15 protein-coding genes are annotated in these 14,545 nt (G+C 65.5%); 9 read left to right on the plus strand and 6 right to left on the minus strand.

The annotated features are described in order from the left end of the window. Positions 1-82 precede the first annotated feature (82 nt). From HUX88_RS16905 to HUX88_RS16915, 3 genes are all read left to right on the plus strand, one after another. Positions 83-808, plus strand: coding sequence for a sensor histidine kinase KdpD (locus tag HUX88_RS16905; protein ID WP_117014340.1), 726 nt, complete (start codon positions 83-85; stop codon positions 806-808). Beyond that, entirely contained in the window at positions 805-2,538 is a 1,734-nt protein-coding gene (locus HUX88_RS16910; RefSeq protein WP_176362517.1) for a tetratricopeptide repeat-containing response regulator, read from the plus strand. Before HUX88_RS16905 ends, HUX88_RS16910 begins: the two co-directional genes overlap by 4 nt. 166 nt (positions 2,539-2,704) lie before the next feature. Next, positions 2,705-2,887: a hypothetical protein gene (locus HUX88_RS16915; protein WP_229213338.1), complete on the plus strand. Its 183-nt coding sequence runs from the start codon at positions 2,705-2,707 to the stop codon at positions 2,885-2,887. 16 nt (positions 2,888-2,903) lie between these two features. Here HUX88_RS16915 and HUX88_RS16920 read toward each other — a convergent pair whose 3' ends face one another. Further along, complete coding sequence (locus HUX88_RS16920; RefSeq protein ID WP_176362518.1) at positions 2,904-3,650, minus strand: PhaM family polyhydroxyalkanoate granule multifunctional regulatory protein; 747 nt, start codon at positions 3,648-3,650, stop codon at positions 2,904-2,906. Between the two features lie 116 nt (positions 3,651-3,766). Between HUX88_RS16920 and HUX88_RS16925 the strand changes: the two genes are divergently transcribed. The 5 genes from HUX88_RS16925 to HUX88_RS16945 all read left to right on the plus strand — a co-directional run bounded on the left by HUX88_RS16925 (position 3,767) and on the right by HUX88_RS16945 (position 10,753). Next, entirely contained in the window at positions 3,767-4,948 is a 1,182-nt protein-coding gene (locus HUX88_RS16925) for a DUF3108 domain-containing protein (protein ID WP_176362519.1), read from the plus strand. A 1-nt stretch (position 4,949) separates the two neighbouring features. Then, on the plus strand, positions 4,950-5,714 hold the full coding sequence (locus HUX88_RS16930; RefSeq protein WP_117014335.1) for a DUF3108 domain-containing protein: 765 nt from the start codon (positions 4,950-4,952) through the stop codon (positions 5,712-5,714). A gap of 61 nt (positions 5,715-5,775) precedes the next feature. Continuing rightward, a complete protein-coding gene (locus tag HUX88_RS16935) occupies positions 5,776-7,131 on the plus strand; it encodes a hypothetical protein (protein WP_176362520.1) in 1,356 nt (451 codons plus the stop codon). Continuing rightward, positions 7,124-7,918 carry a hypothetical protein gene (locus HUX88_RS16940; protein WP_117014333.1) on the plus strand — a complete coding sequence of 265 codons (795 nt, stop codon included), beginning with the start codon at positions 7,124-7,126 and terminating at the stop codon, positions 7,916-7,918. The genes HUX88_RS16935 and HUX88_RS16940 overlap by 8 nt, the downstream gene beginning before the upstream one ends. Positions 7,919-7,921: 3 nt before the next feature. After that, positions 7,922-10,753 carry an ATP-binding protein gene (locus HUX88_RS16945; RefSeq protein ID WP_176362521.1) on the plus strand — a complete coding sequence of 944 codons (2,832 nt, stop codon included), beginning with the start codon at positions 7,922-7,924 and terminating at the stop codon, positions 10,751-10,753. A 14-nt stretch (positions 10,754-10,767) separates the two neighbouring features. On the opposite strand, the gene HUX88_RS16950 is transcribed toward HUX88_RS16945, so the two are convergent. The 4 genes from HUX88_RS16950 to HUX88_RS16965 form a co-directional block, all read right to left on the minus strand. Continuing rightward, the gene (locus tag HUX88_RS16950) at positions 10,768-11,298 is read right to left on the minus strand and encodes a hypothetical protein (RefSeq protein ID WP_176362522.1); all 531 of its coding nucleotides are present in this window, start codon (positions 11,296-11,298) and stop codon (positions 10,768-10,770) included. A 148-nt stretch (positions 11,299-11,446) separates the two neighbouring features. Then, entirely contained in the window at positions 11,447-12,067 is a 621-nt protein-coding gene (locus HUX88_RS16955) for a hypothetical protein (RefSeq protein WP_176362523.1), read from the minus strand. A 206-nt stretch (positions 12,068-12,273) separates the two neighbouring features. Next, positions 12,274-12,516, minus strand: a complete 243-nt coding sequence (locus tag HUX88_RS16960; protein WP_176362524.1) for a helix-turn-helix transcriptional regulator — start codon at positions 12,514-12,516, stop codon at positions 12,274-12,276. Then, positions 12,516-13,037: a DUF2975 domain-containing protein gene (locus tag HUX88_RS16965; RefSeq protein ID WP_176362525.1), complete on the minus strand. Its 522-nt coding sequence runs from the start codon at positions 13,035-13,037 to the stop codon at positions 12,516-12,518. The genes HUX88_RS16960 and HUX88_RS16965 overlap by 1 nt, the downstream gene beginning before the upstream one ends. 80 nt (positions 13,038-13,117) lie before the next feature. Here HUX88_RS16965 and HUX88_RS16970 point away from each other — a divergent pair, with 80 nt between their 5' ends. Beyond that, a complete protein-coding gene (locus tag HUX88_RS16970) occupies positions 13,118-13,948 on the plus strand; it encodes an alpha/beta hydrolase (RefSeq protein WP_229219385.1) in 831 nt (276 codons plus the stop codon). 1 nt (position 13,949) lies between these two features. Here the strand turns inward: HUX88_RS16970 and HUX88_RS16975 are convergent, their stop codons facing one another. Then, on the minus strand, positions 13,950-14,483 hold the full coding sequence (locus HUX88_RS16975) for a hypothetical protein (RefSeq protein ID WP_161099210.1): 534 nt from the start codon (positions 14,481-14,483) through the stop codon (positions 13,950-13,952). Positions 14,484-14,545: the final 62 nt, after the last annotated feature.

The raw sequence follows: 14,545 nt of genomic DNA on the forward strand, positions 1-14,545 counted from the left end.
GCGTTGGCGCTGCTATATCAACAGGCTATAATTGCGGCACAAATAACAATCCCAACCCGCGCCGTCCATGGAGAACCGAACGATGGATGAAGAAGATGCGCAGCACCACGAAGGTTCGCCGGAGCTGTTCATGTTCCTGGCGTCGACTGTGCACGACATGAAGAATTCGATCGGCGTCCTCAATGGCACGCTGGAGAATCTGCTGGCCGCCGCGCCCTCCACGCCGGAGCAGCCGGGCTACGGCCAGCTGGCGCAGATGCTGTACCAGACCAAGCGCCTCAACGACAACCTGATCCAGCTGCTGGCGCTCTACAAGGACGTCGGCAAGCCTGGCTACCCGTTCGACCCCGCAGCATGCCGCGTCAGCGAGTTGGTCGAGCAGGTGGCGGCGCAGGCGCGCATCCTGTTGCAATCGCGCGGCATCACGCTGGACCTGGACTTCCCGCCGGACGCCATCTGGACCCTGGACGAAGACCTGATCATCGGTGTGCTGGTCCACGCCATTAACAACGCCATCCGCTATACGCGCGACCGCCTGCGGCTGGCCGTCCGCGTGGACGGCGACTATCTCGAACTGCGCGTGGAGGACAACGGCGACGGCTTCCCGCCATCGCTGCTGGAGGCCGGCGTCAGCGCGATGAACAGCCAGCGCAGCGCGATCAACTTCCTCAACAACAGCAGCGGCCTCGGTCTCTACTTCTCCAGCGAAGTGGCGAAGATGCACAAGTACCGCCAGCGCAGCGGCGGCATCGCGCTGGAGAACGGCGGCACACTGGGCGGCGGCTGTTTCGTGCTGCGATTGCCATGAGCGGCGTCGAAGCGATAGCCGCCACCGCCGCCGAAGGCGCGGTCGACTGGGCGGAGAAGCGCTACCTGCTGGTGGACGATTTCGTCGGCATCCGCCAGCTGCTGCGCGAATCGCTGCGCAACCTCGGCGCCAAGCATATCGACCAGGCGGCCAGCGGCGGCGAGGCGATGATGCTGCTGTCGAAGACCCGCTACGACGTGGTGCTGTGCGATTACAACCTCGGCGACGGCAAGAACGGCCAGCAGGTGCTGGAGGAGGCGCGCATCCGCAACCTGATGCTGCCCAGCAGCGTGTGGCTGATGGTCTCCGCCGAGAAGAGCGTGGAGTCGGTGATGGGCGCGGCCGAGCACCAGCCGGACGCCTACATCATCAAACCGATCACCGAGGGCGTGCTGTTGACGCGCCTGAACCGTGTGTGGAACAAGAAGCAGATCTTCCGCGAAATCGACCAGGCCTTCGCCGACAAGGACTACCTGCGCGCGGCGCGTTTGTGCGACGAGCAGATCGCCCACGACCGGCTGCACGAGATCGACCTGCTGCGCATGAAGGCCACGCTGCTGCTCAAGAGCGGCGAGCCGGAACAGGCGCGCAAGGTGTACGAGCAGGTGCTGGAGGAGCGCGACTACAACTGGGCGCGCTGCGGCCTGGCCAAGATCCTGATGAACAACGGCGAGCTCGATGCGGCGCTAACGATGTTCCAGGCGGTGATCACCGACAACCGCTTCTACATCGACGCCTTCGACCAGCTGGCCAAGACCTACCAGCTGCAGGGCAAGACCGAGGAGGCCTTCGGCGTGCTGGAGAAGGCCGCCAAGCTGTCGCCCAATTCGGTGCCGCGCCAGCGCGCGCTGGGGCAGACGGCGCTCAAGCTGGGCAACATCCCGGTGGCGGAGAAGGCCTTCCGCAAGTGCATCGAGATCGGCGAGTATTCGGTGATGAAGACGGTGGACGCCTTCTTCGGCCTGGCACGCGTGTGCGCGCAGAAGAACGACACCAAGGAAGCCATACGCCTGTTGAACGCGGCGGTCCACCAGTTCGGCGGCGACCAGGTCGAGCTGCGCGCCAAGATCACCGAGGGCCTGGTCTACCACGAGACCGGCGACTACCGGCGCGCGCGCAAGTCCGGCGACGAGCTGGAGGCGATGCTGGCCGACGAGAGCAAGCAGCGCCCCGACACCGACACCTGCCTCGACATGGCGACGCTGCTGTTCGCGGTCGGCGTGAAGGAGGCGCCGGTGGGGCTGCTGTGCTACATCACCCGCAATAACCACGACAACGTGCCGCTGCTGGAGGACGTGCAGAAGATCTTCGACAAGGCGCGCATGACCGACGAGGGCGTGGAGCTGATCAAGGCCTCGCGCAAGGAGGCGGCGGACATGATGAACAAGGGCGTGCTGCTGTGGAAGACCGGTAAGCTGGTCGAGGCGGTCGAGTGGATGCGGGTGGCGCGCAAGGCGCTGCCGCACAATATGCGTATCCTGTTCAATTCCGCGCAGATCCTGATCTCTCAGCTGCAGCAGACCGGCTACGTGCGCGAGCTGGCCGACGAGGCGATCGCGGTGCTGATGCATGTCGACGCCATCGCGCCGGGGCAGCAGCGCTTCGCCCAGCTGATGGAGCAACTGGCGTTGCTGGCGCCGATGTCGGGCGTGGTGGCGGCGGCCGCCGCCAGCGAGTACGAAGCGGCCAACGGCGCCATACCGGAACGCTCCCAGGACATGCGCGGGTGACGGCTGGGCGCAACAGCGGGCGTCGTGGCAGCCTTGTTTCCGGTCCGGCAAATGATTACACTGAATCGCGGCGCAGCCCTGTCTGCGCCTTGAATCGCCGTCAATATTGAGGGCAAATAAAGGGCACCAATCTATGCGCGATATCGCAAAAGAAGTTTATACAAAAATGAAAGTCGGCAGCGTGGCCTGGATACGTCCGGTCGCCGCCAAGGGAGATACGCTGGACAGTTTTCAGTCTGCCCACGACAGCGCCAAGGTGCTGGAAGAGGAGGGCCTGATCGATATCGAGAAGGTGCAGCGCCAGGCCGATGGCCTGATCGACGCCATCCGCATCCAGCGGCTGGCGTGACCGGCGCGGCGCACCATTAGGCCTTGTCGGCGGCGGCCTTCTTGACCGGGGCGCGTTTTTTGGCCGGGGCCTTCTTCGGCGCGGCGCTGGCCGTGGCCGGGGTGGCGGCGGCCGCCGGCTTGGCCTTGGCGGCCGGCTGCGTGGCCGCCGCCGCGAACTTGGCCGCCGTATCGGTGGCGCGTGCGGCCGCCGTGGCCATCATCGATTCCGACGCCATCGCCGTCGACACGGCTTGCTTGAACTGATCCTGCAGCATATTCCACCAGATGGCCGGATTGGTCATCGGGGCGGCCGAAGGCTTGGCCGCTTCCTCGGCTGCCGGCTTCTCGGCGGCGGCTGCGGGGGCGGCCGGTGCTGCTGGTGCGGCGGCCGGCGCAGGGGCTTTGTCCTTGTCCTTGTCCGCCTCGCGGGCATGGTGGAAGAAGGCCGACGCGTAAGGGTTGGCGTCGAAGATGGATTTGTGGTCGTTGCTCTGCGGCTGGTTGACGGCCGCCGCCAGGCTGGCGCCGACCGATTTGAGCGTGGCGATGGTCCCGCGCTGCACTTCCAGCGCCTGGATGCTACCGCGCAGCATGCTCATGTTCAGGTTCAGCCAGGTCTCGACGGCTTTCAGGTCGTTGATCTTCTTGTCCAGCTCCTCCACCGACAGGGTGGGCGCCGTCAGGCCGGGCACGCTCATGCTGCCCCACAGGCTTTTGACGAAGTCCAGCGTATCGGTCATCACTGCTGCACCTGGTATGTTCGGCATTTGTGGGTGGGCCATGGTGGTCTCCTATTAGAATAACGTCCAGCGTAGCAGATAACAGCGCGTGCTTCAAAAGATTTTGACAACATTGCTGCGTGGGCGCAGGCTCGGGCCGAACACGTTAAACTAGCGGCATGCGCTTACCCACCCATCTATTCCCACGCCGACGCCTGCTGATTTTATGTGCAGCCACGCTGGCGCTGCATTATCTGGCGATCGATTGGGTGGGGGAGCGGCTCGCCGCGCAGTCGCACCGGCCGTCGCCGCTGCCGTCGTCGCTGATGACGGCCCAGCTGCGCCTGGCGCTGCCCAAGCATGTGGAGACGCCGCCCGCTGAAGAGGTCCAGCCCTTGCCGCCGGCCGCCAAGCCGCTCCGCAAGCGCAAGCCCGCGCCCGCGCCGGAGCCCGCGCCCGAACCGGCGCCGCCGCCGGTGGCCGACAGCGCGCCGGCCGAGGCGCCATCGACCGCACCGGCGACCGCGCCAGCGCCGGCCGCCGCCTCCCCTGCCGGCGCCAGCGCAAACGGCGCGCAGGCCGGCGCCGCGCAGGCGCAGACCGGCACGCCGTCGCCGCCGGACACCACCGGCCCCACTCCGGCCGCCGCGGTGCCGGTGGAGGCTCCGGCGCAGGGCGCGCGCCGCTACAAGGTCAACCTGCCGCCGTCGGCCAAACTTGACATGGACGTGGCCCGGGTCGACGCCGACGGCACCAAATGGACCGGCTCCGCCAACATGAGCTGGCAGACCGACGGCAGCACCTACCAGGCCTCGGCCGAAGCGGGCATCAGCCTGCTGGTGACGCGTTTGAACCTGCTGGTGATGCGCAGCGCCGGCACCATCGACGACTACGGCATCGCCCCGAACACCAGCACGCAGAAGCGCGCGCGCAGGGCCGAGACGGCGACCCATTTCAACCGCGACGCCGGCACCATCACGTTCTCGGCGTCCGAGCGCAGCTACCCGCTGATGGTCGGCGCGCAGGACATGACGACGGTGCCGTTCCAGCTGGGCGGCATCGGCCGCGCCGACGTCAATCAGTTCAGCAGCGATATCGACATGCAGGTCGGCGAGGATAAGGAGGCCAATATGTTCCGCTTCCAGCTGGTGGGCGAGGAGGAGCTGGAAACCAGGATGGGCAAGGTGGTGACCTGGCATCTGAGCCGGCCGCCGCGCCCCGGCAGCTACTCGTCGCGGCTGGACATCTGGCTGGCGCCGGGCCTGAACTGGTACCCGGTCCAGCTGCGCAATACCGAAGCAAGCGGCGCGCTGACCACGCAAACCGTCTCCAAAATCACGATGTCAGAATCAGGGAAATAATATGCACACTTCTTACACCGCGCGCCTGCTGGGCATGAGCGCCGCCGTTTTGCTGAGCTTTGCGGCCCGCGCCGCCGACGCCCCGGCCGGCGAGCATCCGAGCGTCAAGCGCCCATACAGCCTGCCGCCGTCGGCCGACCTCACCTACGTCATCAAGGCCAAGCAGCACGGCATGACCCTGGGCGGCACCGCCAGCGTGCAGTGGCGCGCCGGCGACGGAAAGTACTCGGTGGCCACCGAAAGCCGCGTCTCGCTGCTCGGTAAAATCCTCGACAACCGCAGCGAGGGCGTGGTCGACGACTACGGCCTGGCCCCGGCCACCTTTTACGAGAAGCGCTTCCGCAAGGATCCGACCACCACCACCTTCCAGCGCGACGCCAGGACCATCGCCTTCAGCGAAGGCGACGAGACCTACCCGATCAAGGGCGGCGAGCAGGATCGCACCAGCATCCAGTGGCAGCTGGCGGCGCAGGCGCACGCCGCGGCGGACAAGTTCAAGCCGGGCAGCGAGTGGAAGTACTTCGTGGCCGGCCGCCGCGACGCCGAGGTGTGGAGCTTCAAGGTGATGAAGAACGAGCCGGTGCAGATCGGCGCGAACGAGGTCAACGCGGTCCACCTGGTCAAGGCGCCGCCGCCGGACGCGCAGGGCCAGCAGGTCGACCTGTGGCTGGCGCCGTCGATGGACTGGTACCCGGTGCGCGTGCGCTTCAACGACGCCGACGGCGATTACGTCGACCAGACGCTGGAAAAGGCCGTGAAAAAGTGAGCTCCTGCTATACTGACGCCCCCGCAATCTAGTCGTTGCGATGCGTACAGAATGGCAAAGAATGATAGAAATTACAACAAGTGAGCTGGATCAGCAACAGCAGCAGGACAGCCTGCAAGCCCACTTCCAGCCGAATTTTTCGGCCGACGAGATCGAGCAGGTCTACCACCTGAAACGCGCGCAGCCGCTGCTGCAGGTGTTCACGGCGCTGTTCCACGGCGGCTTCGACGGCGTCCTGGTGCGCCTGCTGGTGCTGCGCGAGCTGGCTTCCGACGCTGCTTCGTCCACCTTCTCGCGCGCCGACATCAACACCCGCCTGGCCTACCTGCTGCCCGAATCGCTGGAGACGGTGCTGATGCGCCTGCGCACCAACCAGCTGCTGGCCTGGGACGCGCAGCAAGCCGTCTACCGCGTCACGCCGATGGCGCGCAACGTGCTGTCGGCCATCGACGGCCTGCTCGCGCTGGGCAAGGAAGAGGACAACGCCGACATGGGCTTCCTGCTGTCGCAGGTGGCCGGCGCCCAGGTGATGGGCGGCGTCACCGTCGAGCAGCTGAACCACCTGCTGGGCCGCCTGGTCGACCTGACCGAGGAATTCTCGGACGCCATCGCCTCCGGTTCCGAGTTCCGCCTGCGCGCCTCGCAGGCCAAGTGGCACACCGCCTGCGACTGGGTGGAGAAGGGCTCCGAGATCCTGCGCGCCATCCTGTCCGACGAAAACGCCGACGGCGCCACGCACAAGGCGGCGCAGGCCATCGGCCGCGCGCAATCGGCGCTGCTCAACATGCAGGGCATGTTCTCGCGCGCGCTCAACCAGATCGAACGCCAGCGCGTGCACCTGGGCCAGTCCGGCCTGTCCACCACCGACATCAAGCGCTGGCTGCTGCTGCACGAGGACCTGGCCTCGCTGGCCGAAGGCGCGATCGACCAGCCGGTGGTGCCGCTGTTTATCACGCCGGCCGAAATGATCGACGTGGCCGAGACGGAGCTGCTGCAGGACCGCGCCGTCAGCGCCGTTTCCAACGGCCTGCCGACCGGCACCGACGCCCCGACCACTATCAGCGACGGCCCGCAGATGCAGCGCGAGCTCGATGACTGGCTGGCGCGCCTGTCCGACTTCGCGGCGCTGGGCAACTTCCCCAGCATCGCCGCCGAGGGGCCGAAATCGATCCCGGTGCAGGATTCGCTGCTGCCGGCGTCGTTCGCCGTGGCCTCGTACCGCGCCTCGATGCTGCCGCTGCTGGGCGACGCCGACGAGGCCCGCCTGCAAGGCGCCACCGCCGAACTGGCGCGCCTGCCGGTCAAGTTCACCCCAACCGACGAAATGATACAGCTGCCCGATTTGCACGTGGCGGCGATGTCCCTGGCCTCCCTCTCACTGTCTTTGAATACGGAAGGCGACAAGTCAGATGAATGACGATTCCCAAATCCTGATCGCGCGCCTGCTGACGCATCAAACCCTGCGCCGCGACGATAAACTGGTCAAGCGCGTGCTGTCGGACGAGTTGTTCCGCGCCGAAGTGGACGCGCGCCTGCTGGCCACCGGCCTCAAACTGCTGGACAACGTCTACGCCGATCACGTGACGATCGCGCTGCACCGCGCCATCGAGCCGAAGATCTTCGGCGCGCGCGACGTCTGGCAAAACAATAACTTCGGCCTGTCGCGCGACGGCGTGGCGCTGCTGGTGGTGCTGTGGGCGCAGATCATCCTGCCCAAGCGCGAGCGCCAGGAGACCCACCAGCACGCGGACGACGACCAGAACGACATGTTCGGCGTGGAGAAGCCGCTGCCGCGCGCGGAGGACACCTCGATCGGCATCGCCTACAAGGCGCTGCTGGCCGACTTCGGCGACAAGTTGGGCAAGAAGACCCGCCTGGACATGAACCTCGGCATCCTGGCCAAGCTGGGTTTCATCGAGCGGCGCGGCGACGTGATCGTCGAGGGCCCGTTGCTGGACCTGATGATGGATACCGACCTGCTGAAGGAGCGCATCATCAACGGCGCGCTGGCCGACGTGTTCAAGCGCTCGCCGGCGCACATCATTCCGGTGCCGCGCAGCGCGCCGCCGGCCGCCGCCAACGACGAGGCATTGCCGGAGGAAGAGGCGCAGCCAGAGGAAGAAGAGATCATCCCGGCCTTCGAAGCACCGCCGCCGGCGCCGCTGCCCGAATCGCCCGACCCCGAACTTCCAGCCAAGGACTAAGCCATGTTTCACATTAAATCGTTAGAACTGGTCCATTGGGATTACTGGCAGCGCATCAAGAACATCCCGCTGGACGCCAAGATCATCACCATCGCGGGCCAGAACGGCTCCGGCAAGACCACCTTGCTCGACGCCCTGCGCACGCTGTTCGGCCTCGATTGCTCGATGGGCCGCACCTACAAGCACTACGCCCGCCACAGCGGCCAGCAGACCGCCTGGCTGCGCGCCGTGGTGGACAACAAGAACGTCGGCAAGCAGCTCTCCAACCGTCCGTTCCGCAGCTCCGGCTTCTTCAGCGACGACGAGGTCACGCTGTTCTGCCAGATCCAGAAGAACGGCGGCGACTGGAAGCGCCAGTACCTTATGCGTCCCGGTAACGTGCAGATCGAGGACATCGGCGAGGCCGGCAACGACTGGCTCGGCGTCGAGAACTATCGCAAGCGCCTGGCCAACGCCGGCCTGTCGCCGGCGATGGCGAAAGTGCTGGCCCTGGAGCAGGGCGAGACCGACAAGCTGTGCGAATACGCGCCGCGCCAGTTGCTGGACCTGGTGTTCCAGGTCTTCGGCGACAAGGAGGTGCTGGACGCCTACGATGAAGCCAAGCGCCATCAGCGCGATACCGAGATCGAGCTGAAACGCTTCGAGACCGAACTGGAAGCCTCCAAGACCAACCTGGAGGGCCTGCGCCTGCGCGTGGCCAACTACCACCAGTGGGAAGACCTGAACAAGGAGCGCCGCAACCTGCAGGAAGAAGTGCTGCCGACGCTGGAGTACCACGAGGCGCGCGAGAAGCACGCCAACATCAGCCGCCAGTTGCGCGACGCCCGCAAGCCGCTGATGCAGGCCGACCAGCAGCTGACCGACAAGCGCAACGCGCTGGCCGCGCAGGCCAAGGCGCTCTCCGACGCGCAACAGCACGAGACAGTGCTGGAGCAGGAATCGACCGCGCTGCAAAGCCGCCTGAATCAGATCAACGGCAAACTGAAGCCGCTCGACAGCCTGCTGGAACAGAAGGCGCGCCTGCAGAAGCTGGCCGCCGACGCCGGCGCCGACCTGGCCGAAGTGGCGCAGCAGTTGCAGGAAAAGGAAATCGAACTGGCGCGCCAGCGCATGGCGCGCGACGCCGTCGCCACCAAGATCGCCGGCGAGCTGTCGACCATCGCCGCCCTGCAGGGCAAGACTGCGATGCCGGAGCCGGAGGCGCAGCGCAGCATGCGCCGCGCGCTGAACGACGCCGGCATCGGCCACGCCATGCTGTCCGACATCGTCGAGGTGACGGATGCGCGCTGGCAGGGCGCGATCGAGGGCGTGCTGGGTGGCTATGCCTCCGTGGTGCTGCTGGATAAATCGTCCGACGCCTCGGCGGCCTACCGCCTGGCGGAGAAGGAGCGCTATCGCCACTTCATCGTGCCGGACCTGGTGCACGCGCCGACGGTCAAGGACGATTCGCTGATGTCGGTGGTGAAGTTCTCGGCCAAGGTGCCTGCGTGGCTGGTGGAGCAGCTGTCGCGCATCACCCGCGTGGACACCGTGGACGCCGGCGCCAAGCTGGGTAGCCACGACGAGTGGATCACGCCGGACGCCTACCACCGCGAACGTCGTGGTGGACGCTCGCTGTTCGTGGAAGCTTCGCGCTACCGCTTCGGTTCCGCCGGCCGCACGCAGCGTATGGAAGCGATCCAGAAATCGCTGCCGGCGCTGGAGGCGCAGGAGGATGGACTGACCTTGATCGTCTCCAAGCTGGCGACGGAAATCAGTTCTTTGAAATCGCGCCTGGCCGGTGTGGACGCCGCCAAGGAACTGGCCGCGCGCCAGGAGGAGTTCGACGAGGCGGCGCGCAACGCCGTGCCGCTGAAGGAAGAACGCACCGAAGTCGGCACCCGTCTGGGCGAGCTGCAAACGCTGATCAAGAACGCCGTGGTCACGCGCACCCGCGCCGACACGACGTGGCAGAACGCGCGCTTCGCGCTGTCGGAATCGGAAGCCGGTCTGCGCCTGAACAACAAGCGCCAGATCGAGCAGCGCGCCGACCATGCGCGCGCCTTGCTGGCGCTGCGCAAGAGCTGGCGCCATCTGCCCAAGAGCTGGCGCCGTCCGGCGCGCCGCACGGCGCTGGTCAGCGAGCACCAGAACTCGCACCAGGTGGTGTTGCGCGTCCACTCGCTGGAGGCCAGCCTGGCCCGCAGCGACTGGGAACTGGACGCCACCGTGATCGACCAGTACCAGCGCCTGAACGAGCAGCTGCACGGCCGCCAGTCGGAAACCGAGGAGCGCCGCTACCAGAACAACCGCGCCATCGAGGCCACCGGCAACGCGCGCGGCGCCTACATGGAGCGGCTGCGCTACACCATCAAGACCTACTCCAAGAACATCAAGGAGCTGGGCGAGCTGGCGGGCATCGAGGTGCACTCCGACCCGGTGCGGCTGGAGAACGACGATACGCAGTTGTCGCAGGCGGGCCTGCACGTGCGCTTCAAGTTCGACGGCAAGGGCATCATCGGCATGAACGACGGCGAAGCGTCCGGCGGCCAGCAGGTGATGAAATCGCTGGTGCTGCTGATTGGCTTGCTGAAGTCGGAGGATGGTTCCGGCGGCTTCGTGTTCATCGACGAACCGTTTGCCCACCTGGATATCCGCAACATCCAGCTGGTCGGCGAGTTCCTGAAGAACACCGAGGCGCAGTACCTGATGACGACGCCGCTGACGCACAACACCGACGTCTACGATCCTTCGGAGCTGACGCTCATCACGAGCAAGAAGAAGAAGGATACGGAATGGGCGCAGCCGATCTTCGTGCTGCAGCGCCGTCCGGCCGAAGCGGCAAAGGTGGCCTGAGGGTCGGGCGCCAGTCAGGCCGCAGGGGCTTGATTGGCGCTTAGCAGACGGTCCAGCTGTTGGGCGAGGGCGGCGGCGGTGTCGTTGCCCTTGGCTTTTTGGACGGCCTCCAGATAGGGCATGCGCAGCTCGCGGAAGTCGTCCACCGAGCTGGCTTTTTCCACCTTCAGCTGCAAGGTGAAGCCGCGCAGGCCTATTGTGCTCTTGATGGTCTTGTTGAAGAAATCGTAAAGCGACTGGAATTGCTGGACCTGTGCGGCCGCTGGCAGTTGCACCTGTTCGGGTTCCGGCTCGGGCGGTGCTTCCGCCGGCGCTTCCGCCAACGACACGTAGCTGGTCGACAGCACGATGAATTCCCCCGCCAGCAGCTCGGTCAGCGCGCCGGCGGTCAAGCCCAATCCCGCCACGTTGCGCAGCAGTTCCTCTTCGGTCTTGCGGCCGTCGATCAGTACCAGCAAGGTGCGCAGGCGCGGCGCCAGCTGATGCTTGCGTGTCGCGATCTCTTCCCGGCCCTTGGCGGTTTTGTCGTAGATGGACGTATTCATAACTGTGATTCCAGCGCAAGAAAATTGCACTGCGGATACATTCAGCATATCACCAAATGCGCTCCTTTCCACATGAAATACGATAGCACTGTCGCGAAAACGACGTCGCTCGTCTTGTGGTGAACAACAGGGTGCTGTTCCCGGTGGACTAATAGGCGACGTCTTCCAGCCGGTAGCGGAATTTTCTGCGCTCCGGTAAATCCCAGCCGGGCTCGCTGTTGGTGTCGCGCGGCGGCGTGCTGGCAGGCGGCGTGGCCTGCGGCGCGGGTGACGCTGGCGCTGATGCGGTAGACAATGGCGAGGCAGCGGCAGGGACAAGTGTGGTCGTGGTGGCAGGCGTTGCCTCAGGCGCCTTGGACGCGGCGATCAGCTCATCGCGTAGCCGGTACGCTGATTTATAAGTTTTGTCGCCGGGGCGGCGAATAAATAAATCGCGCCAGGCGTTGCGCGTCGAGCGCGCGAACGATTGCGCGAATTCGTTGGGCGAGACGGCGCGGCCGTTGTGGATGATCTGGTCGCCTTCAACGCGCGCGTAATTGTTCTCGCCGTAGCTCCATGATTTCAGCACGGTGCCTTCGGGAAGGAACAGTGATTTCCATTGGTAGCCGTGGATGCCCGACAGGTCCGCGCCCGGTTCGAATCTGGCCGGGTCCGACAGCCAGCATTCGATGGCTTGGGCCATGGCTTCCGACAGGTCTTGCGAACCGCCACGGCGGCGCAGTTTTTCGATCAGCTTGAGCAGGGTATCAGTGGGCAGTTGCACGCTCATTGTAGTATTCATTCGATTTTCTCCCCTATTTTCTTCGGCTTTCCCATGTTTAGACCGGGAGGCTCGGGAATAGTTCAATGCTTGAAAAAATCGAAGAAAATCGAAACGGAAATCGAAGCTTTGCTACAAGGAGCGCGGAGGAGCACCCCGTGTGCATACTCCCCACGGGGCGGCGGGCTCGGGTGCAAGGACGGTGGTGGTCCGGCTTATAGCAGCTCGCCGGCGTCGCCGTCCGTTTCGCCTTCGTCCTGCACCCAGCTCAGGATGTCGCCCGGCTGGCAGGCCAGGCGTTCGCAGATTTTCTCCAGCGTGGAGAAGCGGATGCCTTTCACCTTGCCGGATTTGAGCAGCGACAGATTCTGTTCGGTGATGCCGACATAAGCCGCCAGCTCGCGCGACTTGAGTTTGCGCTTGGCCAGCATCAGATCGAGGTTGATCAGGATCGCCATCAGACAAAGCCCTCGTTTTCTTCGCGCAGGCGGCGGCCTTCCTGCATCAGCCGCGTGATCAGGTAGAACATGCCGCACACCAGGATCAGCATCAGCTGCTCGGAATTGACGCCGACCGCGAAGTGCTGGCCGCCTTCGCCGGCCAGGCGCAGCGCCAGCGTGCGCAGCGGCGCTTCAACGATGGACAGCATGGTGGAAAGCAGCGTGGCGCCTGCGAAGGCGCGCAGGTGGCCGATCGACTGTGCGCTGAATAACTCCCGGCGGTGGAAGTTGAGCAGCAGCCGGTCCAGCCGCCACAGGCCATACACCAGCACCAGCGTGGTCGGCAGCGCCAGCGCGGCGCCCAGCAGGCGCGCGGACGGCGTCAGCGCATGGCGGGCGCCGAAGGGCATGCCGATGGCGGTCATGTCGATGGTCATGGAGCCGATGCTGGGCGCGTAGGTGGTCCACGCCAGCACGAAGAAGGCCGCTTGCGCGGCCACGCACAGCCACAGCAGCACGCGGATCAGGGTGATTTTCATATTTATCGTAATACAGTAAAAAATTATCGTTTTACATTAAAATTTTGTTGTTATATATTGTACCTTTATTGGAGGCGATAATGAAATTCATACTGGTACTGATGGTGGCGATGTTGTCCGGTTGCGCGGTGCAGATCGGCGAGGGCAACGTGGTGCATCCCGACCGCGCGGGCGAGGCGCGGCCCGCGGGGCGCATCGGCGATGGTGGCGCGGCGGACTACAAACTGGCGCCGGTGTCGCTGGCGGCGGACGATGGTCAACTCAACGGCGTGCAAGCCAGCGGCGGCAACGCGCTGACGGTGCTTTACTTCGGCGGCAACGGCTTCCACCTCGACCAGCATGGCGACCATGTGCTGGCCGCCATCGGCCCGTGCCGCGCGGACGTGGTGATGGTCGACTATCGCGGCTACGGCCGCAGCACCGGCGTGCCGACCATCGCCGCGCTGAAGGACGACGCGCTGCGCGAGTTCGACCTGGTCAACGCGCAGGCGCCGGGCAGGGTGATCGTGCATGGACAGTCGCTGGGCAGCTTCATCGCCGCCTACGTGGCGCAGCAGCGGCCGGCCGTGCGCGGGCTGGTGCTGGAATCGACCACCACCAACGCGCGCGACTGGGCCAACAATATGCTGCCGTGGTATGCGTGGCCGTTCGTGCGGGTGGAGTTGAGCGAGCCGCTGCGGGGGATAGACAATGTGCTGGCGGCGTCGGGCTACGCCGGGCCGGCGCTGGTGCTGGAGGGGAGCGAGGACAACGTCACGCCGCCACGCCTGGCGCGGCGGGTCTACGACGCCTTGCCGTCAGCCGAGAAGCGCATGGTGGTGGTGCCGGGCGCCGGACACAATGGCGTGCTGTCCAGCGCCGCGGTGCGGCCGGCCTACTGCGAGTTCGTGCGGCAGCTGGCGGCCAAATAGTTTATTTGATGTCGAAGATGTCGATCGGGCGCGGCACCGGCACCTGGGTGCGGCGCCAGCGGATCAGCAGCACGCTGTAGCAGCAGTAGAAGCCGGCCAGCAATCCAAACAGCACGGCCGTCAGCGGATTGCCGATGAAGTCCGGGTCCAGCGGCAGGCGGTCGTGCATGTGCAGGTAGGCTTCGAACAGGCGGTAGATCAGGCGGCTGATGAACAGCATCGCCACCAGCAGGCCCAGTCGGCGGTTGGGCGTGTAGAAGAAGCCCTCCTGCGTGTTCTCCAAGCGGGTCAGTTGCATGTTGCGGTAGCCCAGCGCGGCGCCGAACGCGGCGCCCACGGCTAGCGCGGCGAAGGCGTCCCACTTGCCCAGCAGCGTCGCGGCCAGCACGCCCAGCACCCCGGCCATCACCACGGCGGCCGTGTAGTGGCGCCACAGTTCGGACTTGGTGCGGCCCATCAGGCGTTTCAGGCGCGAGTAGATGCGCCAGATGGCCAGGGGCACCAGCAGCAACAGGACGATAGTAGGCATATCCATAGACGATTCCAACGGCGTGATTCGAAGAACCGCGATTGTACGCCACTCCGCCTTTGCGCCCC

The sequence above is a fragment of the Duganella sp. BJB1802 genome, from assembly GCF_013369445.1.
Taxonomy (GTDB): Bacteria; Pseudomonadota; Gammaproteobacteria; order Burkholderiales; family Burkholderiaceae_D; genus Rugamonas; species Rugamonas vulcania_A.